Here is a 22364-nt window from a genome sequence, read left to right on the forward strand (position 1 = left end):
TATTGTAATTAAGGGTACAAAAGTGCCCCAAAATGCCCTGAACCCACAGATTCTGATTAATTAGGGTACAGTGACAGATGGGGGCACGCCAGCCGGCGATCTGGGAATCTGAGAACACCACCCAAGGCATGGTGGAATTGTCGTAGACTTCGGCACTACCCAGCATCGCCCATGTTGGGGCTTCTATTATTTTGGGCTGTGCAGCCAGTTCAGTATCTCAGCCCTGTCGGCATCCAGCGCAGGCGGGCCGTTGCGCAATTGCGCAGGGTTGTCAGACAATTTCAGCGGATTACCAACCAAACGCGCGTTTTGCCCGTCGGGCAGAGGCGCGTTGATGAGCAGTCCACTGGCTTCTATTTGCGGATGCGCCAGCGCCTCGGCTAGACTCTGCGCGGGTTGGCAGAGCAGGTCTTCGGCTGAAACACGGCGGTGGGCCTCGGCGGTGGTCAACTCAAGAAACGCGCCGCTCAGCAGGTCGCGGATTTCGTCGCGGTGGATGCGCTGTTGGTCCGGCGTCGCTAGATGCTCAGCAGTGCTGGCATCGGGTAGGCCCAATGCTTTGCAGAGGGATTGCAGCGGATTGGGGCGGAAGAAACCCAACACGGTCAAATAGCCGTCGCTGGTTTTAAAAACAAAATTCGCGGCCAGGTCGAACCACTTGGTCGTGACCCCATGCATCAGGGTCGTTGCGGCCTCAAGGCTCTGGATCGCCATCGCGGTGTCGAGCAAGTTGATCGCAACTCTTTGCCCCTTGCCCGTACGCTCTCGATTTAGCAACGCCAGCAAGATGCCCTGAGCCAACGTTTGCCCCGAGGCATAATCAATGGCCGGCGGGTTGACGAAACTGGGGGCGCCACCGCTCGACGCGCTTTCGCGCGCCATGCCAGACAGCGACTGGATAATCAGATCCTGCCCGCCTGCCTTGGCCAGCGGGCCAGTATCACCATAGCCCGAGGCCCAGGCATAGATCAGCCGGGGATTGCGCGCGTGCAGGGCGTCATAGCCAATGCCCAACCGCTCGGCCACACCTGGGCGGAAGTTGTGAATGAGGACATCCGCCCGATCCAGCAGCGCCTGCAACGTCTCGGCGTCCTCGGGTTTTTTGGCGTCCAGAGCGATAGAGCGCTTGTTCCGGTTGGTGGCCGCGAAATGGCTGCTCATCATGCCCTTGGCGGTCGACGCAGGGTCAGAGCCTCGCAATGCCTCCCCGGTGCCCGCGCGCTCGATCTTGATCACGTCGGCGCCGAAATCGCCGAGGACCTGCGCCGCCAACGGCCCTTGGAACACTTCGCTCATGTCGATGACGAGAAGCCCGTCGAGTACTTGGTTGCTCATGCTTGACCACCTTCGCTCAGCAACGCCTTGGCAATGATCAGGCGCTGGATTTCGTTTGTACCCTCGTAGATTTGAGTGATCTTGGCGTCACGCATCATGCGCTCGACCGGGACACCACGTAGATAGCCGTAGCCGCCGTGGAGTTGCACCGCATCAACGGCCACCGACATCGCGGCATCCGAGCAAGCAGCCTTGGCCATTGACGCCAGGCTGCGCGCCTGCGGATCGCCGCGCATCGCGAAATCGACCGCGCGATAAAGCAACGCGCGCGCGCTTTCGACCCGTATGGCCATATCGCCGATTTTTTCTTGGATCAGCTGGTAGCGCGCCAGCGGCTTGCCCTGCGATTTTCGCTCTTTGACATAGGCGGCGGCCTGATCCAACGCGCCCTGGGCGACGCCAAGCGCCTGACCTGCGATCACCGGACGTGAATGGGTGAGCGAGAGGCCCATGCGCACCAAGCCGCCACTGCGGTCTCCGACAATGCGGTCCAGCGGGATGCGGCAATCGTCAAAAATCACATCGGATGTGGGCGAACCGCGCAGGCCCATCTTGTCTTCGGGTGGACCAAAGCTTATGCCGGGGTCGTCGGCGTTGACCATGAAAATGGCGAAGTCCTCGTCTAGCCGGGCAACGACCAGATACCAGTGTGCCCAACCGCCGTTGGTGATGAAACGTTTGGTGCCATTGAGCACCCAACTATCGCCCTGTTCGACGGCACGTGTGGTCATGCCGGCCATATCGGTGCCGCCTTGCGGCTCCGTGATGCACCATGCGGTGCGTAGTTCGCCTGCGGCAACGGGCGGGATGATGGCCTGTTTCAGTTCCGCCGAACCAAACCGTACCAGCGGATCAATCGTGCCCCAGGCCACGGACATTGTCAGCGCGGACGCCGAACAGACCCGCGCCATTTCCTCGACCGCGATGACTTGCGCCATTAAATCGCCGCCGCCACCGCCATATTCCTCGGGCAGGCCGAGTCCGAGCAGTTCGTTTTCACGAAAGATTTCGAATTGCGCCTCGGGCGGGCCGCCGGTCTTGTCCAATTCAACGGCCAAAGGCTCGATTTTTTCACGGGCGATCCGGCGCACCGTATCGCGAAACGTTTCGTAGGTATCCCAGGATTCGCTCATTGTTTCATTGCTCCCTGTTTGGTTTTCTCGGCCTGCGTGGGGGCCATTGAAGACTGCGCGTGACAGCGGCACCGTTGCTTTTGAGCACGGCAGCAACCGTATCGGCAGACAAGCCTGCCGCGACCAGTACGGATTCTGTGCGGTCGGTCATGTCGAGCGGTGGCGGCGATTGATCATCGCCGTCAAAACGTGGCGCCAGCGGCACAAGGCCGGGGGCGCCGGTCAGGCGGTGGGCGATCTGCGCATCATTGCGCATTTCGTCGGGGGCCAGAACCGGAGTGACACAGGCGTCAACGCCTTCGAAAACCGCAGTCCATTCCGCGCGATTTCGGCTGGCAAAGGCCTGCGAGAAGCGTGCCTCAAGTTCGGGCCATAAGTCTGGATCCATGTAGTTGGGCACCGGGTTGTCGAACTCCAGCCCTTTCCACAAATTGGTGAAGAACGCGGGTTCGAGCGCACCAACAGCCATGTAGCCGCCGTCTGCGCATTTATAACAGCGATAAAACGGAGCGCCGCCGCCGAGCAGCCCTTTACCGCGCGCTGGCATAAAATCGGTACGCCACATTTCGGAATGCATGCCCATCATCGACAGGCAGCCATCGACCATCGCGGCGTCGATGCGGCGCCCCTTGCCGGTACGCGCGCGTTCACTCAGTGCGGCCAGGATGCCGATTACTGCGAACAGGCTGCCACCGCCGAAATCCGCAACCAGGTTCAACGGCACGGTGGGTGGCCCATCGGGCGGCCCCATTATGCCCAATACCCCTGCTGCAGCAAGGTAGTTGATATCGTGTCCGGCCTCTTGCGCGCGCGGTCCGTCCTGCCCGTATCCGGTGAGCGAGCAGTAGACCAGACGCGGGTTCAGGGCACACAACTCATCTGGTCCGGCACCGATGCGGGCGGCGACGCCGGGGCGAAACCCTTCGACAAGAACGTCGGCGTGTCGCGCCAGATGGTGCAACGCATCGCGGCCTTCGGGCGATTTCAGATCAAGGCGGATCAGCGTCTTGCCACGAGCGACAACAGGCGCGACGCCCGCATCGCTGCCGGCGCCGACGGTAATGACTTCGGCACCCATGTCGGCCAACAACATTGTAGCATAGGGACCGGGGGCAAGCCGCGACAGGTCGAGGACGCGGATTCCGGCCAAAGGGCGCGGCGTGGTCATTTCGCGCCCTCGTCCCCCGCAAGTCCGAGCAGTTCGTACGCGGCCAGAATGAAAAAGCCCTGTCCAAAAGGCGTAGAAGCAAAAGGCACCCCTGGCCCGCCGGGTGGGATGGCAACACCGGGCACCATGCCATCCGCGCGCACCGATCCGGCGACGACATTGAAGGCGCACCAGGCGCTGTCCAGCCAGCTGTCATCAAGCAGGCCCAATCGCACGGCCTTGGCCACCGAATAGGCATAGATCAGGGTCGCCGAGGCCTCTTTCTTGCTGCCCGGTCCATCTATGATGTGGCGGAAAAAGCCCGAACGGTCCTGATACTTCGCCATCTCACGCAGGGCGCGCATTCCGGTTTCGGCGATAAAGTCACGGGCTGGGTGGGGGCCCATCATTTCGAGCAAGTCCACAGTCACGGCAGTCAACCAGCCATTACCACGCGCCCAGAAGGTCGATTGCGGATAGTGGTTGGGCACCTCGCACCAGGCGTGGCGGGAAAGGCCGGTAAACGGATCGACCAGACGCTCCACCGCGACGCGGTGTTGCAGAACCGCTTCCTCCAGATACCTTGGATCCCCTTTGATCTGGCCGTAGGACACCAGAAACGGGGCCATCAAATAAACCATGTCGATCCAGAGTTCCGGCCCTTCGCCGCGCGACCAGAAACCGCCGCCAGATGTGCGCGGCGTATTCATCAGCGCCTGCATCTGCAGGTCTGCGGCCTCGAGATAGGCGGCATTGCCGGTGCGTTTGTAGTATTCCAGCAAGGGCCGCGCCAAGCTGCTGGTCAGGGATGCGATCGGCGTGAAAGTCTTGACATGCCCCGGCAACCCATCGACCGCATCGGCATAATTCAGATTGCCGTCGCTGTTCTGTGTCGCAACCGAGCGTGCAATGATGTGTTCGCCCCTTTGTACCGCGTCGGGGTCGTTCCACGCCAGGATGGCCGTCAGCGCGATTGATTTTTCCCAGACATCCCGTTCTTCGGTGTTACGCAACACGAAATCCGTGACGCGGCCGACGAGCTCTCTGATTTGTGAGTTTTCCATGATGTCCTCTGCTGCAAGACGTTGCCATGATATTTACATACCTTCGCGTAGGTAGGTAAAATTGCGCTGGTGAGTCTGTCAAGCATCTTGGCGGTTAGGAGGCGGGCTGATTATGGGGTCACAGGCGGCATACGAGGTGCTAAATCAGGATCAGCATGCCCCGGCGTGTCATCAGGCCGAGGAGAAAAGACACGTGCCCCAGCAAGCAAGAAAAAGAACCAAGCACGAGATTTCCCGCGACAAAAGCATCAGCCTGATCAAGGACGCGACCACCGACCTGTTCATCGAGCGCGGATATCACAATTGCCATATTGAGGCGATCGCGCGGGCGCTGGGTATGACCAAGGGCGCGGTTTATCATTACTTCGCGTCCAAGGATGAGATTATTCTGTCCTTGCTGCAGGACATCGACACGCGCATCTTTGAAGCTCTTGACCGCGTAGAAGGCAATTCGACACCAACGGCAACCCAGAGACTGTTGGCGTTTCTCCATGCGCAGGCTGCTTATGCCGTGCAAAACCCGAAAGCGTTCACCATGCTGGTGCTGTGCTCCTTCAGCTTTGCGGGTGACGACAGCCCTGTTGCAGAGTGTGTTCGTGCCATTTTCGAGCGACAGGAAACGATCATCGGAGAGATCTTGGCCGAGGGCGTGGCGAGCGCGGAATTCGCGCGCGACATCGTCCCGGCCACGCTGGCGCGCAGCATCGTTGGGGCCTATGCGGGCAATGTGGTGGCTTGGCAGCGAAGCGGTTTCGACCCTGCGGTGGGCCGTGCATTGGTGGCCGAACTGCGCGCAATGATCTTGGCCCGGATCCGAACGACCTGACTTTTCATGGAGGTTCTGGCGATTTTCGCGGCCCAGAGGGGCGGTGTCAGAAGGAGTCCGGTTGAGACCGGCAAGGCGGTCTCGTAGCTTCTCTGCATGTCGAAACGTGATCCGTTCAAATACTTCCACAGCAGCCCAGAGATCATTCGTCTGGCGGTCATGCTGTACGTTAGATTTCCCCCTGTCATTGCGCAATTTCGAGGATCTGCTTCACGAGCGCGGCGTCGATGTCAGCCACGAAACGATCCGGTTCTGGTGGCAAAGGTTTGGCCCTATTTTTGCGTCCTAGATCAGAAAACGGCGGATTGAAGGGATGAAATCCAGCCGCAGTGGGGTTGGCATATGGACGAAAGTGTGCCGCGAGGCTCCGGCATATGATGCGGGTGCCGAGCTGCACGAAAGATGAGGGGAGGCCCCTCGAAGCCGGCCATCAGGGGCAGGCTTCAAACCACTGCAAGCTGCGACGGTAAAGAGCCGTGGTGGTGAGCGTTGTAGAAAAGGCGGGCTTCGAGCCCGTCAGGTGCGGTCTGGAGAGACGAGCGTAAGCGAACCGCTGATAAAGTGTCGAAAAGTGCAAGATGATGGCGAAACCGGGGGGAATTCGTTAACCCGGGACGAGGCTGGGGGGCAACCTGATTTTTGCCCAGATGGCATCCGGCATGAAGGCGGCGTGACCCTTGATCAGTCTTTCGTGTGGAAAGCGGGAACCTGTCGCCCCGATGACAAGGGAGAAACCCAAGCAGGCAGACCCTGTGAGGGTGAGATTACCGATGCGGGGCACAGGGGCGGAGCAACCGGTAGTGGTGATGAAGGTCCTGTAATGGGGCTGGAGCGAATGGGTTGCGTTGTTCAGCTCTGGAGCGGGGATAACCGGCGACGGGAGGATCCTCGTGAATAGGGCAAAGCCATATGCTATTCCTAAAAGGGAGGTATGGAACGCATACAAGCGGGTTAGAGCCAACCAGGGAGCGGTTGGCGTTGACGGCCAGACGATTGCGGACTTCAAGGCTGATCTTTTGAACAATCTCTACAAGCTCTGGAATCGGCTGTCGTCGGGTAGCTACTTTCCGCCTCCGGTGCGGCGGGTCGATATCCCGAAGAGCGATGGCAAGACACGGCCGCTGGGCATACCCACGGTTGCGGACCGCATCGCCCAGATGGTGGTCAAACATCATCTGGAACCGCAGGTGGATCCCAAATTCCACCCGGATTCCTAACCAGCCGACAGAATTTCAAGCTCAACCGCGCCGCCGCTCTCGCCGAGTGGCGCGATCTCTGCGCGGCGAAAGAGACAAACGTTCAACCCTTCGTGAGACCGGTTCTCATCGGTCTGACAGGGCCTTCGTGGAGGATACGTGATATGTTGGTGTTCCATTGCTGTTCTGATGGGCCTCCGACGGGCGTCTCACGAGCTATGTCTACGACATCAACAGTGCCCTGATCGCCCGCGATGCAATCTATGAAGTCGCAAGCACATTGGGTCGATCATCATTCGACACCATAGAAATCGTGGCCCATTCCATGGGCAACTTTCTCACCATGGAAGCGCTCCGGACCGGTGTTCAACAAAAGCTTTTCGATTCAACCGGGAAGCTTGCGAACATCATCCTGGCGTCCCCTGACATCGACTACGATCTGTTTGCGGCACAGGTGCGTTCCATTCCACCAGAGAAGCGCCGGTTCTTCGTTCTCATTTCCGATGATGACCAGGCACTTCGCCTGTCGGAATTTCTCTCGCGCCGTCCGAGGGTCGGCAATATCGATGCGGATCGACTGACCAGACTTGGCGTAAACGTCATTGATCTGAGCGAGGTGAAGGATACAAGCTCGATCCATCACACGAAATTCAGCGAAGCGCCCGAAGTGGTGCAACTTCTCGGAACGCGCATCTTGGCCGGAGACAGTTATTCCAACAACGAACCGACCTTGCTGGGCGAAGTGATTGTCTTCGGAGCCGGTGGCGCCCTGGAGATCATCAAGTGAGCGGATGACACAAATAGCACTTTCGGTGATCGGGAGCGATGTGTGCCATCGCAGTCTGAGTGAAGCAGCTTGCCCAGGTCAATCCGCAGGACGATCCGATGGTTGACCTTGATTGCCAGAAGCGACAAAGCTCACCCATACCGGATGCGGATCAAAGTGTGGTTGACCGAACGTCGCCGTGCAAATGAATGGAGATATCATCTTGGCTGACACCACCTTGGTATCCCTGATGGGCGAAACGCTCCTGACCGTGGTATTGCCCATCGTCATGCTCGTGATTTGGGCGCTCGCAGTCCGCTTTCGCATGCTGCGTGGAGTCTTGGGTAAGTACCCCTTTACGAGCGCGATAATCGAGATTGCGTTGGTTCTGACGGGGAGCTGGAGCCTTGGAACAGCAGCCGAGATCTTTCGCGACACTCTCTTGTCCGATCAAACGCAGACTCGGCCGGGGATGTTGGTCAGGCTTGCTATGTACCTTGCCATTTCCTTCAGCGTCGCGAGGCTTGTGGAAGCGGCGGCCGTCTCGCGGGAGCGTCATGGGCGCGGCGATGGCCTCTCGCGGCTTTCCCGAACATTTCTGTATGGGGTCTGTCTCCTTGCCGGCCTGCTCGTCTTCTTCGCCGCGAACGATTTTCCGCGGCTGACGGTGGTCGTCGGAGGTTTCGCTGCGGTCCTCGCCTTCGCGCTGCGGCAGACGCTTACGGACATCGTCGCCGGGGCGGCACTGTCGATAGAACATCCCTTCAAACGCCGTGATTGGGTAATGCTGGAGGACGGCACCGTCGCTCAGGTTGTCGACATGGATTGGCGGGCAACGCATCTTCGGGGCTGGGACCGTGCGATCTTCCTCGTTCCGAATGCGCAACTGGCGGGTCAGCGTCTGCGGATTCTTCCAAAGCCTGGCGAGCTCTACGCGGACACGTTTACAATCCTTGTTTCGGGTGACGAGAACCCGGAGCGCGTGAAGTCCCTTCTGGGGGAGGCGGCATGCCGATGCGACGCACTCCTGTCACGCCCGGCACCGGTGATCCGGCTGGCCGACGCTTCGTCACTCCCCTACCGCTATTCGCTTTGGGTGCACTTTGACGGCTACATGGCGAGCTTTGCCGGGCGCGAAGAGCTTTTTTTCAACATCCACAAGGTCTTAAGCGGCGCAGGCTTGCAGGTGACGGCCGAGGTTCAGGATATAAGGTTCGAACGGAAGCACTCTGCCAGTCGACTGTAAAGCGACGGCGCCCCTGGTTGCTACTGTGACCGCCGCATTTTCTTCCACCTGATGTCAGAGGCCGGGCGAAAGAGAGGACCGGGCGATAAAACGCCCTGACGGTCATGATCGGCACCGTCACCGCGTTTGGGACACTCCACTACGGTTCGCTGCCGGTGTTGGATCCGCATCACTAATCTGCGACCCGGGCAATAAGGTCTGCATGTCTGCAGCAGACTCGGCCCGAAAACCTGTGGGCGTCTTGCCGGTCCATCGCCTGAATGCCCTGTCGAAGGCGGCCGGGCCGGAGAGGCCTACCTGAAGGGCGATTTGCGAGATGGGTAGCGTTGTGTGCGAGAGGAGGTCTTCGCTGACGCTCTGGCGCACGTCGTCTTTCATCTGGCTGAAGGAAGTGCCCTCTGCCTGCAAGATGCGCTGTACACGACGAGGATGCAAGCCACAGAGCGCGGCAAATCCATCAAGAGATGGATCGTGGTGCGCGATGTTATCCGCAAGCACGCTGCGAAGATAGCAAAGGGTTGATTCGCCGGCATTGGTGCTGTCGGCCGCGAATTCCCCTCGTGGCGCTTCCACAGGGTCCCAGTCCAGCGAGAATGGAGCCCAAAGCCATTGCGGCGGAAATGAAATCCTCAAGCCGTCGATCTGGGATGTGATAAGCGCCTGTTTCGGCAGAAACCCCGGCGGAAGACCTGCGGTGCTCGGCACAGTGACGAGGATGTCATTGGGGTTGAAAGTGTCACCGATACCCAGCCTGATCACGGTCACGTAGAAGGCGACGCTGACAACATCCACTTGACTTGATGGCTTCGACACCCTGATCGTGCGCTGAACCTCCAAGCTTGCAACGTCGGGTGAAACGAATAAGGAATACTTTACATTGTCGACTTGCTTCGAAACTTCCACCACCACTTGGGAGAGGAAATCTCCCAAGGTGCGAGCCTGGCGCGCCGCGTCCCGGAGCCCGGGCGTCCCCTTCCGGGCGGTTTCGATGGCCACCGTTGCGCAAAAATGTGGGTCGCCGAGCGTTTCGGCCATGTCCTCCATGGCCGCATAAAGGGCGGTCGCCTCAATCAGCATTGCGGGATCGGTCAGCGCGCAGAGCGGAATCCTGTTGCGGGCAAGCAAAGCTTCGATATCGCCGCCCCGCAAGGTGAATGCCTTGGCGAGCGGGAACAACATCAACAATGCCCGGGTGAACTTCGGTGTAGATGGTTTGCTCATCCGGACTCCTTGTCTCATCTTTCAACGGATTACCCCATGCGACTGGATTGTGCCACCGCTGGCATGAGATGCAAAGACCTGACCTCGCGGGCAGTGTAGCTTTCAGGCTAGTCACGAACAGATTCTGGCGTCACGTGCTCGGCGCCCGTGACCTCTGTCGGCTCAGGAGCTTGTCAATGCTACGAACAAGGACTTTGGGAGCCGCCACGATGGTGGCTCTGCTGTTGTCGACTACGGCCGTGCTGGCGAACGACATCGTCATCACCGGCGGTCGTGTCATCGACCCCGAAACCGGTCTTGATGCCATTCGCAACGTCGCCATCGAGGGCGACAAGATCGTGGCGATCAGCGAATTTCCGCTGGCGGGAGATGTGGTGATCGACGCCACGGGCCACGTCGTGTCGCCGGGCTTCATCGACCTGCATTCCCATGGCCAGAACATCGGCGACTACCGGATGCAGGTTATCCAGGGCGTCACCACGGCGCTGGAGCTTGAATCCGGCATTGTGCCGGTCAGCGACTGGTATGAGGATCAGGCCACGAAGAAACTGCCGATGAACTATGGCGCGTCCGCAGGCTGGACCCACAGCCGGATTGCGACCTTCAGCGATACCGACCCATTGGCCACAGCGGCGTTTTTCACGGATGCGCAGGGCCGCACCGACTGGAAGCAGGACATTGCCAGCCCGGAACAATCCGAGCGCATCATGTCCCTGCTCGAACAGGGCCTGAAGGACGGTGCGCTCGGTATCGGCGTCAACGCTGGCTATGCGCCGGGTTTTGGACATAAAGAGTATTACGCGCTGGCCGAACTGGCCAAGAAATACAATGTCCCGACCTATACCCATGTGCGGTATGCCAGCAACACCGAGCCGCAAAGCTCGTTTGAGGCGATCCAGGAGCTGATCAGCCTCGCCGCCATCACAGGTGCGCACATGCATCTGTGCCACATCAATTCGACCTCGCTGTCGGACATCAAGGCCACGATGGCGCTGGTGGAAAAGGCGCAGGCCCAGGGCATCAACGTCACGACCGAGGCCTATCCTTACGGCGCAGCCAGCACCGTGGTCGGCGCGGCCATGTTCAGCGGCCCGGACTGGCGCGACCGGATGGACTCGACCGCCAACAACTTCCAGCTTGGCGCGGATCGGATGACCGAGGACGAACTGGCTGATTATCAGGCCAACAAGCCTGGCACCTTCATCGTCTGGCATTTCCTGGACGAGGAAGATCCCGCGGCCCTGTCGCTGCTGGACGTTTCGGTGACCAATCCCGCGACAGCGATCGCCTCGGATTCCGTGCTCTGGTCCTATTTCGATGAAAACGGCAACATTCTGCTATACGAAGGCGATGAATGGCCGTTGCCCGACAATGTGTTCAGCCATCCGCGGTCAACAGGCACGTATACCAAGATCCTGCGGTCCTATGTGCGCGAACGCGGGATATTGTCGCTTTCCGAAGCGATCCGCAAGATGTCGCTGCTGCCCGCGCAGACACTGGAAGACAGCGTGCCGCAAATGCGCACCAAGGGTCGGCTTCAAGTGGGCATGGACGCTGATATCGTTGTCTTCGATCCCGCCACGGTCTCTGACCTGGCTACCTTCGAGAACGCCAATCGACCGACCGTGGGCGTGCAAACCGTGATCGTGAACGGCGGCTTCTCGGTGCGCGATGGCGAGCTGGTGCTGGACGCTCCCAATGGCAGGGCGATCCGTAATACGGTGGTGAACTGAAACTCTTCCAAACGGATAGAAAGCAACCTGTGGATGAGGAACACTCCATGAAAGCAAAAACAACCATTTTGACAACAACACTTATTGCCGGGCTGCTGACCGTTTCAGCGGCCTTCGCGCAAGACTATGATCTGGTGATCAACAACGGCCGGGTCATCGACCCGGAAACGCTGTTCGACGACATCGCCAATGTCGGCGTGAAGGACGGGCGCATCGTTGCGATCAGCAAGGACCCGCTGACGGGTGCCGAGACCATTGATGCGACCGGCCATATCGTGGCGCCGGGCTTCATCGACACGCATTTCCACTTTCAGATGCCGATCGGATATTCCCTCGGGTTGCGCGACGGGTTGACCAGCAGCATGGATTTCGAGATGGGCTGTGCGGGATCCTATGTCGCCGCCTGGTATGAGGCGCGTGCGGGTGTGACCCAGGCCAACTATGGCTGCGCGGTCAGCCACGAATTCGCCCGGGCGATGGTGCTCGACGGGTCAGACGGCGCCGAGTACCTGATAAACGGCCCCGTAGCCTCTTACACAACTCGGGCGAAAACAGGCTGGAGCGTGACGCGCCCGACCCTGGAACAGGGCAACGCGATTCTCGAAGAGATTGACAAGGGTCTGATGGCGGGCGCACCCGGCATTGGCAGCACCACGGGCTATATGAGAGCGGGCATCTCTTCCCGCGAGTTGTTCGAGGTGCAGAAGGTTGGCGCACGCTATGGCCGCCCGACTGGCTCACATACACGCTATACGCTTGGCAACGACACGACCGAGGTCAACGGCGCGCAGGAACTGATCGCAAACGCAATCGCGCTCGGCGCGCCTGCGATTGTCCTGCACTTCAACAACCCCGGTTGGCGCGTGACACACGAATTGATTTCAGGGTTGCAGGAAAGGGGCTTCAACATCTGGGGGGAAATCTATCCCTATGCTGCAGGCTCCACCACGATCAATGCGGAGTTTCTGGAGCCCCAAAGCTGGGTCGACGATCTGGGCAACCGCTATGAGGAAACCATTCTGGATCCGGTCACGAATGAGTACTATACCCTCGAGACCTACAAGGCGACCATCGCATCCGAACCGACCAGGCCGGTCGTCGTATTCAAGATGCCCGCCGAAGACCAGGCAAAATGGCTGACGCTGAAGGGCGTGACCATGGCCAGCGATGGGGTTGGTGCAAAGCCGTACGACGCCCCGTGGGATTTCCCGATGGACCAGCTGGGCGGCACACACCCCCGAACCGCCGGATCCCGAGGAGCCACGATCCGACTCGGTCGGGAAAACAACATCCCGATGATGCAGCTGATGTCGATCCTCAGCTACAACGCCGCCAAGCATCTGGGCGATACCGGCCTGAAGGCGATGCAGGAACGCGGTCGCATCCAGACCGGGATGGTCGCCGATATCGTGGTCTTTGACCCCGAAACCTTCACGGACAATTCCACCTATGAGCAGGGTGCCATCCCGTCGACGGGCATGAAAGCCGTGATCGTTAACGGTCAGGTTACCGTGCGGGACGATGTGCTGCTTCCTGTCTTCGCCGGTCAGCCGATACAGTTTGAACCCGAAGACAAGCCACGCTTCGTGCCGGTCTCGCTGGAAGCGTGGAATGCCGAATTCTCGACCGGGATGCCCAGTGACTTCACGGGCGCCTTCCCCGCGGACGGTGGCAACTGATCATGACGCATCCAAGCAAAGAGGCGGAAACATGCGGTTTTTGATCTCTGTCTTTGTGGCGGCCTTGTTGGCCGCCACTCAAGTCACGGCAGAGCCGGAATCGATCGAGTTTTCCGACCTGGCTGATCCGTTGGCGGTGGCCTTTGACGACCCTTACGCAGCGTTGGGGGTCGAAATGATGAACAAATTGAAACTGTTGGTTCAGTCGGACGAGAAGCTCGCCGGCACTGATCTTGATGCTGAGACCCGCACGCGTCTGGAAGCCCGCCGCACCGCCGCGCGGGAAGTGCTTGAAGCGAACGGTCACGATGTGGAAGCGCTGCTTGAGCAGCGATGGGACGTCGCCAAGAAGCGGCAGATCGCCCGCATTGCCACGAACCCCATTTTCGACGGCGTCGAGGTCTCGATCTCGGGCTATATCATCCCTGCACCGCCAGACGCGGATGGCAGCGGGTTCGGCTATCTGGTGCCGCAGGTCGGAATGTGCAGCCACCTTCCGCCGCCACCGCCGAACCAACTCGTCAGGGTCAGACTACGCGCGGATCAACAGGTCGGGTCGCTGTATCTGCCGGTTCGGGTGTCGGGGCTGCTGCGCGTCGAGCCAAGCGATGATACTATTTTCATCCTCGACGGCGAGTCGCGCATGCTGAGCGGCTGGACCTTGGAGGCTGAATTCGTCGAGTTGCCGGAGCGATGAGATGGGAATGGCCCGGCCCTTTTTCTTTGGAATGTAGGAACTGTTGGCGAAGCCGGGCGGCGCGGCGTCCGGGAAACAGGAATTCGCCAAGGGCGCATTCAAGACGATCGCCCGGCTGGTAATAAAGCCATCAATAGAAACCGAAATCGAGATGGAGTCACAAATGAAGACGCAAAGACACCTATTGACCGGGACCTTCTTGCTAAGCGTCATGTGTGCCGTTCCGGCCTTGGCACAAGACTATGATCTGGTGATCAACAACGGTCGGGTCATGGATCCCGAAACCCTGTTCGATGACTTCGCCAATGTCGGCGTGAAGGACGGGCGCATCGTTGCGATCAGCAAGGAACCCCTGACGGGCACCGAGACGGTGGATGCCACTGGCCATATCGTGGCGCCGGGCTTCATCGATACCCATTTTCATTGGCAGACACCAATCGGCTACCGGGTCGGGTTGCGCGACGGATTGACCAGCAGCATGGATTTCGAGGCTGGCTGTGCAGGATCATATATTGCTGACTGGTACGAGGCGCGTGCCGGTGTGGCCCACGCCAACTATGGCTGCGCGGTCAGCCACGAACTGGCCCGCGCGGTGGTGCTCGACGGGGCAGAGGGCGATTTCCTGATAGAGGGTCCGATTGCCGCCTTGGAAACCCGCAAGAAACCGGGTTGGAGCGTGACGCGCCCGACCCTGGAACAGGGCAACGCCATTCTCGAAGAGATCGACAAGGGTCTGATGGCGGGCGCGCCCGGCATCGGCAGCACCGTGGGCTATATGCGGGAGGGCGTCTCTTCCCGCGAGATGTTCGAGGTGCAGAAGGTTGGCGCCCGTTATGGCCGCCCGACTGGCGCGCATACACGCTATACGCTTGGCACCGACACGACCGAGAACAACGGTGCGCAGGAACTCATCGCCAATGCCCTGACACTGGGTGCCCCGGCGATCGTTCTTCACTTCAACAACCCCGGCTGGCGGCTTGCCCAGCAAATGATTGTTGAGCTTCAGGAACAGGGCCACAACATCTGGGGTGAAATCTATCCCTACGCTGCCGGATCCACTACGTTGAATGCGTCGTTCCTGCAGCCGGACAGCTGGGTCGAGCAGTTGGGCAACCGCTATGAGGATACCGTGCTGGATCCGGTCACGAACGAGTACTACACCCTGGAGTCATTCAAGACCGACATGGCCGCCAATCCGACCAAGCCGATCGTCGTGTTCAAGATGCCCGCGGAAGATGCGCCGAAATGGCTGACGCTGAAGGGCGTCACCGTGGGCAGCGACGCGCTTCCGCCCGAACCGTACTTCGGCCCGTGGGATATCTCGCTGGACCAGCTCGGCAACACCCATCCCCGCGCGGCGGGCGCCCGGGGCGCAACGATCCGGCTCGGTCGGGAAAACAACATCCCGATGATGCAGCTGATATCGATCCTCAGCTACAACGCGGCCAAGCATCTGGGCGATACGGGTCTGAAGGCGATGCAGGAACGTGGCCGCATCCAGACCGGCATGGTCGCCGATATCGTGGTGTTCGATCCCGAACGCTTCACGGACAATTCGACCTACGAGAAGGGTGCCGTGCCGTCAACGGGCATGAAAGCCGTGATCGTTAACGGTCAGGTCGCGTTGCGTGACGACAAGGTGCTGCCTGTTTTCGCCGGTCAGCCGATCCGGTTTGACCCTGAAGACAAGCCGCGCTTCGTGCCGGTCTCGGTAGAGGCCTGGAATGCCGAATTCTCGACCGGGATGCCCAGCGACTTCACGGGCATCCCGGCGGACGGTGGCAATTGATCGCGGCGCATCCAGGCGAGGAGACGGGATCATGCTGTTTTTGATCTCCGACTCCTGGCTGTCCCCCGCCCAGGTCTTGCGCGCAGGCTGCGTGATTCTGGGTATCAACGCAGAACGGGACAATTCCGATACCAATCTCTCAGAAAGGAGATATCTGAAATGAAACTTGGCAACACCATCATGGCTCTCGCGGTTTCTGCAGCGGCGACCCTCGGCCAGGCTTATGCCCAGACATCAGACGGGCAGCCCGTTGCCGCCGCGATCGAGCAATTCGCGGCGAAGCATGTCGGGCGCCTCGGCTTTGCGGCGCAGGAAATCGGCGGCGACGAGGTTATCGCGTTGAATGGCGATGAAACCTTCGCCATGGCCAGCACCTACAAGGTTGCGATCGCCACTGCGATTATGGACCGCGTGGACAAGGGGGAACTGAGCCTCGACCAGATGGTCGATATCACACCTGACATGATGATGATCGGGGACGCTGCGCTGAGCGACACATTCGTGCATCCCGGCCTTCAGCTTTCGGTGGCGAACCTGATGGAGATCATGATCACCGAGAGCGACAACACGGCGACCGACACCTTGATCGGGCTGGCTGGCGGCGCCGCGGCCGTGACCGAAAACCTGCGCAGGCTCGGGATCACCGATTTCAGGGTCGATCGGACGACTGGCGAGATCATCGGCGAATTCTATGGTCTGCCGGGACCGGCCACGATGAAGGTCGCCATAGAGGCCTTCAAGACCAACCCGGAGCTTGCAACGATCGTCAGTGACCGCAATCTGGACTTCGAGGCGGATCCCCGCGACCACGCAACGCCGCTTGCGATGCTGCAACTCCTGCTTGCCATCGACAGTGGCATGGCGATGAGCGCCGAGAGCCGCGACTTCCTGATTGATGTCATGTCGCGCACGCGCACCGGCGCTGGCCGGCTCAAGGGGCTTCTGCCGAGGGGAACGCCCGTGGCGCACAAGACCGGGACCATCGGGGGCGTGGCCAATGACGTCGGCTATATCACGCTTCCCGACGGTCGTCGGTTTGCCATCGCCGTGTTCACCAAGAGCAGCGAGACATCCGAGGCGGACAGGGATCGGGCCATCGCCGAGGTCGCCCGGTCGCTTTACGACTACTTCTATCTTGGGCAGATGGCTAAGCAGTGAACGGGAAAACTTCGCCGTGCAGGCTCCTGCCAGCACGATCCTGCCCGGCGAAGACAGAACCTTCCGGGAAGAGCCATCGTTATCCCGCCAGGGGAAATCTGGCGAAGACTCCAATGCAAAGGAAAAACCCAGTGAAGAACCGAATGAAACCAATACCTGCCCTGCTTGTTTCGTCGCTACTGTGCGTCACACCGGCACTCGCACAGCAGGCCATGACACAGGAAGAGGGCCAGGCGACCTTTGATGCGGTCCTCGCCGAAGCCTCTGAACTGATCAAGGAACTGAAAATCCCGGGACTTGGTATCGGGGTCATCCATGGGCCCAACGCCTACGGCGCCGGACTCGGTGTCACGAACGTAACTACCGGAGAGCCCGTTACCACTGATACGCAATTTCAAATTGGCTCTGTGACAAAAACCTTCCTTTCGACTCTGGCCATGCAGCTGTCCGAACGGGGCATTCTGGATTTGGACGCGCGTGTCGTCGACATCCTGCCGTGGTGGAGGGTCGCGGATCCCGATGCAACGTCGAAAGCGCGGGTCGTCGACCTGTTCCACCATCACGCTGGCTGGTATGGCGACCATGGGTTCCTTACTGTGCCTCCGGGTGGGTCGATCAGCGAGAAGGTCATGCTCCAGGCGGCTTACGTCGAGCAGATCTATCCGTTCGGTCAAACCTGGATGTACAACAACACCAGTATCACCTTCGCGACCCATGTGGTGTCGCATGTCGGCGGAAAGCCGATCGAGACCCTGATCGAAGAGAACCTGTTGACTCCGCTCGGCATGGATTCGACATCGTTCAACTACGACGCCACCCCGCCGGCCAAAGATTACGCGTGGGGTCATCCGCCGATCTACGGGGAAGGCAGCGTCAGTGATCTAAAGCCGTACTACATTCCGTTGATAAGAGAGTCCGCTGCCTCCGGCGGAATCCGGTCTACGGTTACCGACATGCTGAAATACGCCCGCTTTCAGCTGGACGGCAAGGACGCCACCGGGAACCAGCTGTTGTCCATGGAATCGCTGGACTATGCCCATGCGCCGGCAGTCGATGCTGCGGCCGGCGAGTTTACCGGACTGACATGGTTCGTCCATGACTACGACGGCGTCACCAGCCCCTTCCACGGGGGGAATTGGCCCGGCACGCGGTCTTTTCTGAAGCTGATACCGGAACACGACTTTGCGGTGGTGATCATGGTCCACAGCGATCGCGGTGTCGAAGCCTACAGTAAAATTTCGGACGCAATGGTCAAAGCCTTCACGGGAATCGAGGCCGACTCTCCGGTCGCAGCGGGCGTTGATCCGTCTGTGCTCGATCCCTTCGTCGGCGTCTTCAAGGGGAATTCCCAAAACATCGAGATCCGCAAAGAGGGCGACAAATATGTGTTTGTCCAGTTCTCCGCATTGACCAGCGGAGCAGATCCCGCGCCTGCCAATGTGGCCAACACGGCCGAGGGTTATTTCATCATCACAGAAGGCCCGAACGAGGGCGCCCTCGGCGAATTGCTCGAAGATCCGTCTGGCGAACTCAACTACGTGCGATTCAACCACCGGATCTTCATTCGGGGCGACGGGGCGGTCGACGAATTCTCGCTCTCCGGAACTGCATTCGACAAACCGGCCCAGTAAGAGCCATGCATTCGGTGGAGGGGCGATCCTGCAAAGCGCAGATCGGCCTCTCCACCGAACTCGCAGCATCGACAACAGGAGTCACCAAATGAAGAAATCAAACCCAAGGACCTTGACCGCGGCGCTTGCCGTCACCGTCAGCGTCTCCCTTCCGGCGGCGGCTCAGGACGCCTCCGGGCCGATCCTGTTAACCAACGTCAACGTCTTTGACGGCGTGAACGAAGCTTTGATCATGAATGCTAACGTCGTGGTGACGGACAACCTTATCACCGCAGTGTCGACCGAACCGTTGGCGATTGCGGGTGGCACAGTGATCGACGGAGGCGGTCGCACGCTGATGCCGGGCCTGTCCGACACACATACCCATCTGGCCTATTCCTCTATCTCTCAGATGCGAATGCTGACGGGTCACGCTTCCTATGGCTACATCCGCGCGACCGTGGACGCCGAAGGCATGTTGATGCGTGGCATTACAAGTGTTCGCGATATGGGCGGCAATGTCTTCGGTCTGAAAAGCGCCATTGACGAAGGCCTTATTCCCGGCCCGAGGATCTATACGCCGGGGGCTTTGATCGGCCAGACCGCCGGGCATTTCGACTTCCGGTTCGGCAACCAGCCCCATGTTCAATTCGGCGGCACGACGCCCGATTGGGAAAGGCAGGGCCATGCCTATAATGTGGATGGCGTGGATCAGGTGCTCGCAGCAGTGCGCGAAAACCTGAAAAACGGCGCATCCCATATCAAACTGGCGATCGGCGGCGGATACGCGTCCCCTGCGGACCCTCTTCTGGGCAATCAATTCACCTTTGATGAAATCAAGGCGGCCGTGGATACGTCTGGCGATTGGGGCACCTATGTCACCGTTCACGGGTATCACCCTTCCGCCATCAACAGGGCGATTGACGCGGGGATCAAGGACGTTGGTCACGGCCAGTTGCTGGATGATGCAACCTTGCAGCGGATGTCCGACGAGGGCGTTTTCCTAAGTACCCAGCCCTTCACGGTCTGCAAAGAGCCACAGTTGGATGATTTCTCGAACTCCAAGCTTGCGCTGGTCTGTCAGGGTACAGAACGGGTCTACAAAGCCATCAAGAATTTTCCCGATCTGAAGGTGACATACGGGACCGACCTGTTCTTCCTTCCCGAAGAAGAGCTCGCCAAACAAACACAGCAGATGGAGCGGTTGCTGCCGTGGTTCGAGCCCGTCGAGATCCTGCGTATGGCGACGAGTACTGCGGGCGAGTTGTTCGCGTTGAGCGGCGACATGCGCAACCCCTATCAGGAAGGAACTCTTGGCAAGGTTGCAGTGGGCGGTTACGCTGACCTTCTGCTGGTCGATGGCAATCCGCTTGAAGACCTGAAAGCGGTAACCAACGTTGATAACCTGAAAATCATCATGAAGGACGGTGTGATCTACAAGAACACCATCGATTGACCTTTTTGCTACGGGCGTTTGGCCAAAATGCCTGCAGCATTTTTTGAGGTTTCTGGGAGAACAGGACGAAACATGAAACGTAGAGTATTCAACACTCTGGCGGCCTCTGCCGCTATTGCCGCAGTATCGTCACCTTCGCTTGGGGCAACGAAAAAAAGCGGAAAACTACGTGTCTGTTGTGTCGGCTTTTTCCATGAAACCAACACCTACCTCACAGAAGGCATGGGCGAAACCACGCTGGACAACATGCGTATTTTTCGGGGTGATCAAATCAAGGCACTCAGAGGAACAGCCTTGGGCGGTGCAGTAGATGTGTGCGAGGAAAACGGCTGGGAGTTGCTCCCGGGTCTCATATACGGACCGGATTCGAGCTTTGGTCTGGTGAATGCGCAATTCTGGAGCGATGCGAAAAAGGAAATGCTCGACACGCTTAAAGCACAGATGCCTTTGGACATCGTTTACCTCGCTCTTCACGGTGCAGGCGTTGTGGATAAAACGCCCGATCTTGAAGGAGATCTGGCGGAGTCTGTCCGGGAACTTGTGGGAAAGGACACGATGATTGTCTGGTCCGGCGACCTGCATGGCAAGATCACGGACAAAATGAAGGACAATATGAATTTCTTCAGTGCCTGCAAAAAATATCCTCATCTGGATATGAATGAAGCTGCACGTGATGCAATGTATCGTGCCGCTGCGATCCTGGCAGGAGAGTCGCAACCAACGCCGGCCTATCGCAAAGTGCCGCTGATGATTCCGCTCAGTAACACCGAAGAGGAAGGCATTTTTGGAAATCAGCTCAAGGAAAAGTGTATTGAGATCGAAAACCGTCCCGGTGTTCTCAATTGCTCTGTAATGCATGGTTTCCCGTACCAGGACACCGATTTTATCGGCGTGTACCCGATGGTCACCACCGAAAACAACGCCGAGTTGGCACAAGATCTGGTGGACGAATTGTCCCAGTGGATATGGGATCACAAGGATGAGGCCTTTTATCCACTGAATGACTTGGACTCAACGATGAGCACTGTACTGGCCATGCTCGACAGAGACGGCCGCTATGAGCGTCAGCAGCCGACGAAGGTTGATATCATCGACCATACACCGATTGTGATTGGGGATGCTGCGGATAATCCCGGTGGTGGGGCGGGTGGCTCGGGGACGCACCTGCTGCGTGCTCTCTTGGAAACAGAAGGCTTGGGCAAAGTCGCCTTCATTTCCATACACGATCCGGAAACCGCACAGGCCGCAGTCGCTGCCGGTGTCGGAGCCACAATTGATGTGAGCCTCGGTGGCAAGTTTGAGCCGATTGCGGGCGAACCGATTAAAACCAAAGCCTATGTCAAGTCAATTTCGGATGGCTACGAGTTCGTTCGCGGGGGGACCGCTTATGGTATCCCTTACAACTTTGGTCCCTCAGTCAGGCTGGTCATCTCGGATACGGTGGATGTCATCGTCATATCCGGTCTGGTCCAGGCCTATGACGACTCACAGGCGAGGCCACATGGCATCGCCATCCAGGAATATGACGTCATAGGTGTCAAAAGCGGGAATCACTTCCGAGCGTTCTATGAAGATTTCACGGACAAGGTGCTGATCGTTGATGTTCCCGGTGCCACCAGTCGCGATATCACTCTTTTCGAGCACACGCAGCTGACGGAACCCATCTACCCTCTCGACAAGAACACAACGTTTACTGTTGCGAACTAGCAAAATTCCACAGGTACACGCCGCCAAAGGATACTGTTTCATAATGCTTCGAGCCGGTGTTGATGATCAACTCAAAGCGAAGGTGGCCTGTCTTAACGGGGCTTCAGCCCTTGGCTATAGCTGCTTCATACATGTAGTTGGGTTTTGGCCCATCGGACCAAGTGGGCTGTGTCAAGGTAGCCAGATTGAGTGTATCGAATGAGGGCATTGCACGTCGAAAACCTGACTTTCAATTGGCCCGGGTCGGAAAAAGCGACGCTGCGAATACCAAACCTGTCGCTAGCTCAGGGTGAGCGGAATTTCTTGTTTGGCCCCAGCGGGTGCGGAAAATCCACGCTCCTCTCAGCTATCGCAGGCGTGGTGGATGTTTCACCGGGGGCTATCCTGGTCGCGAACAACGACATAGGCGCGTTGAATGGCGGTGCGCGGGATCGGTTCCGGGTGGACCATATCGGCATGATCTTTCAGGTGTTCAACCTCATTCCGTGGCTGAGCGCGCTCGAGAATGTCCTTCTGCCCTGTAGATTCTCCAAGCGTCGGCTCGCGCGTGCGGGCGAGGATCCTGCGGGAGCGGCCCGACATCTGCTCGGCGAACTAGGGC

Annotated in this window: 18 protein-coding genes and 3 pseudogenes; 16 read left to right on the forward strand and 5 right to left on the reverse strand. The window is 59.0% G+C overall.

What is annotated here, in order from left to right:
• Nucleotides 1-186: 186 nt before the first annotated feature.
• The 4 genes from AC2FLM_RS01140 to AC2FLM_RS01155 are packed head-to-tail and all read right to left on the reverse strand — an operon-like array spanning nucleotide 187 to nucleotide 4679.
• On the reverse strand, nucleotides 187-1335 hold the full coding sequence (locus tag AC2FLM_RS01140) for a CaiB/BaiF CoA transferase family protein (protein ID WP_496854905.1): 1149 nt from the start codon (nucleotides 1333-1335) through the stop codon (nucleotides 187-189).
• Nucleotides 1332-2468, reverse strand: a complete 1137-nt coding sequence (locus AC2FLM_RS01145; RefSeq protein ID WP_496854907.1) for an acyl-CoA dehydrogenase family protein — start codon at nucleotides 2466-2468, stop codon at nucleotides 1332-1334. The genes AC2FLM_RS01140 and AC2FLM_RS01145 overlap by 4 nt, the downstream gene beginning before the upstream one ends.
• A 4-nt stretch (nucleotides 2469-2472) precedes the next feature.
• Nucleotides 2473-3636: a CaiB/BaiF CoA transferase family protein gene (locus tag AC2FLM_RS01150; RefSeq protein WP_496854909.1), complete on the reverse strand. Its 1164-nt coding sequence runs from the start codon at nucleotides 3634-3636 to the stop codon at nucleotides 2473-2475.
• The gene (locus AC2FLM_RS01155; protein WP_496854911.1) at nucleotides 3633-4679 is read right to left on the reverse strand and encodes a glycoside hydrolase family 88 protein; all 1047 of its coding nucleotides are present in this window, start codon (nucleotides 4677-4679) and stop codon (nucleotides 3633-3635) included. The genes AC2FLM_RS01150 and AC2FLM_RS01155 overlap by 4 nt, the downstream gene beginning before the upstream one ends.
• Nucleotides 4680-4872: 193 nt before the next feature.
• Between AC2FLM_RS01155 and AC2FLM_RS01160 the strand changes: the two genes are divergently transcribed.
• The 6 genes and pseudogenes from AC2FLM_RS01160 (at nucleotide 4873) to AC2FLM_RS01185 (ending at nucleotide 8713) form a co-directional block, all read left to right on the forward strand.
• Nucleotides 4873-5505, forward strand: coding sequence for a TetR/AcrR family transcriptional regulator (locus tag AC2FLM_RS01160; protein WP_496854913.1), 633 nt, complete (start codon nucleotides 4873-4875; stop codon nucleotides 5503-5505).
• A gap of 96 nt (nucleotides 5506-5601) precedes the next feature.
• Nucleotides 5602-5788: pseudogene (locus tag AC2FLM_RS01165) on the forward strand (IS6 family transposase); the annotation flags it as partial.
• A 607-nt stretch (nucleotides 5789-6395) separates the two neighbouring features.
• Nucleotides 6396-6722: a hypothetical protein gene (locus tag AC2FLM_RS01170; RefSeq protein WP_496854915.1), complete on the forward strand. Its 327-nt coding sequence runs from the start codon at nucleotides 6396-6398 to the stop codon at nucleotides 6720-6722.
• Nucleotides 6719-6790, forward strand: a pseudogene (locus AC2FLM_RS01175) (IS6 family transposase); the annotation flags it as partial. The gene AC2FLM_RS01170 and the pseudogene AC2FLM_RS01175, both read left to right, overlap by 4 nt.
• A 113-nt stretch (nucleotides 6791-6903) precedes the next feature.
• A pseudogene (locus tag AC2FLM_RS01180) lies at nucleotides 6904-7488 on the forward strand (alpha/beta hydrolase); the annotation flags it as partial.
• Nucleotides 7489-7690: 202 nt separating this feature from the next.
• On the forward strand, nucleotides 7691-8713 hold the full coding sequence (locus AC2FLM_RS01185; RefSeq protein ID WP_496854917.1) for a mechanosensitive ion channel family protein: 1023 nt from the start codon (nucleotides 7691-7693) through the stop codon (nucleotides 8711-8713).
• 117 nt (nucleotides 8714-8830) lie between these two features.
• Here the strand turns inward: AC2FLM_RS01185 and AC2FLM_RS01190 are convergent, their stop codons facing one another.
• Entirely contained in the window at nucleotides 8831-9934 is a 1104-nt protein-coding gene (locus AC2FLM_RS01190) for an AraC family transcriptional regulator (RefSeq protein WP_496854919.1), read from the reverse strand.
• 176 nt (nucleotides 9935-10110) lie between these two features.
• Between AC2FLM_RS01190 and AC2FLM_RS01195 the strand changes: the two genes are divergently transcribed.
• The 10 genes from AC2FLM_RS01195 to AC2FLM_RS01240 all read left to right on the forward strand — a co-directional run.
• The gene (locus tag AC2FLM_RS01195; protein WP_496854921.1) at nucleotides 10111-11667 is read left to right on the forward strand and encodes an amidohydrolase family protein; all 1557 of its coding nucleotides are present in this window, start codon (nucleotides 10111-10113) and stop codon (nucleotides 11665-11667) included.
• Nucleotides 11668-11696: 29 nt separating this feature from the next.
• Nucleotides 11697-13346, forward strand: a complete 1650-nt coding sequence (locus AC2FLM_RS01200; protein ID WP_496854923.1) for an amidohydrolase family protein — start codon at nucleotides 11697-11699, stop codon at nucleotides 13344-13346.
• Between the two features lie 31 nt (nucleotides 13347-13377).
• A complete protein-coding gene (locus AC2FLM_RS01205; protein WP_496824393.1) occupies nucleotides 13378-14043 on the forward strand; it encodes a DUF3299 domain-containing protein in 666 nt (221 codons plus the stop codon).
• Nucleotides 14044-14206: 163 nt separating this feature from the next.
• Nucleotides 14207-15832, forward strand: coding sequence for an amidohydrolase family protein (locus AC2FLM_RS01210; RefSeq protein WP_496854925.1), 1626 nt, complete (start codon nucleotides 14207-14209; stop codon nucleotides 15830-15832).
• 31 nt (nucleotides 15833-15863) lie between these two features.
• Complete coding sequence (locus AC2FLM_RS01215) at nucleotides 15864-15995, forward strand: hypothetical protein (RefSeq protein ID WP_496824389.1); 132 nt, start codon at nucleotides 15864-15866, stop codon at nucleotides 15993-15995.
• Complete coding sequence (gene bla / locus AC2FLM_RS01220) at nucleotides 15992-16990, forward strand: class A beta-lactamase (protein ID WP_496854927.1); 999 nt, start codon at nucleotides 15992-15994, stop codon at nucleotides 16988-16990. The genes AC2FLM_RS01215 and bla overlap by 4 nt, the downstream gene beginning before the upstream one ends.
• Before the next feature lie 212 nt (nucleotides 16991-17202).
• Nucleotides 17203-18621: a serine hydrolase domain-containing protein gene (locus AC2FLM_RS01225; RefSeq protein ID WP_496854929.1), complete on the forward strand. Its 1419-nt coding sequence runs from the start codon at nucleotides 17203-17205 to the stop codon at nucleotides 18619-18621.
• Between the two features lie 88 nt (nucleotides 18622-18709).
• A complete protein-coding gene (locus AC2FLM_RS01230; protein WP_496854931.1) occupies nucleotides 18710-20056 on the forward strand; it encodes a metal-dependent hydrolase family protein in 1347 nt (448 codons plus the stop codon).
• Nucleotides 20057-20128: 72 nt separating this feature from the next.
• Nucleotides 20129-21763, forward strand: a complete 1635-nt coding sequence (locus AC2FLM_RS01235) for a M81 family metallopeptidase (RefSeq protein ID WP_496854933.1) — start codon at nucleotides 20129-20131, stop codon at nucleotides 21761-21763.
• A 198-nt stretch (nucleotides 21764-21961) separates the two neighbouring features.
• On the forward strand, nucleotides 21962-22364 hold a 403-nt coding region (locus AC2FLM_RS01240; protein WP_496854935.1), incomplete at its 3' end, for an ATP-binding cassette domain-containing protein.

It is taken from the genome of Ruegeria sp. SAZD011 (genome assembly GCF_059612545.1).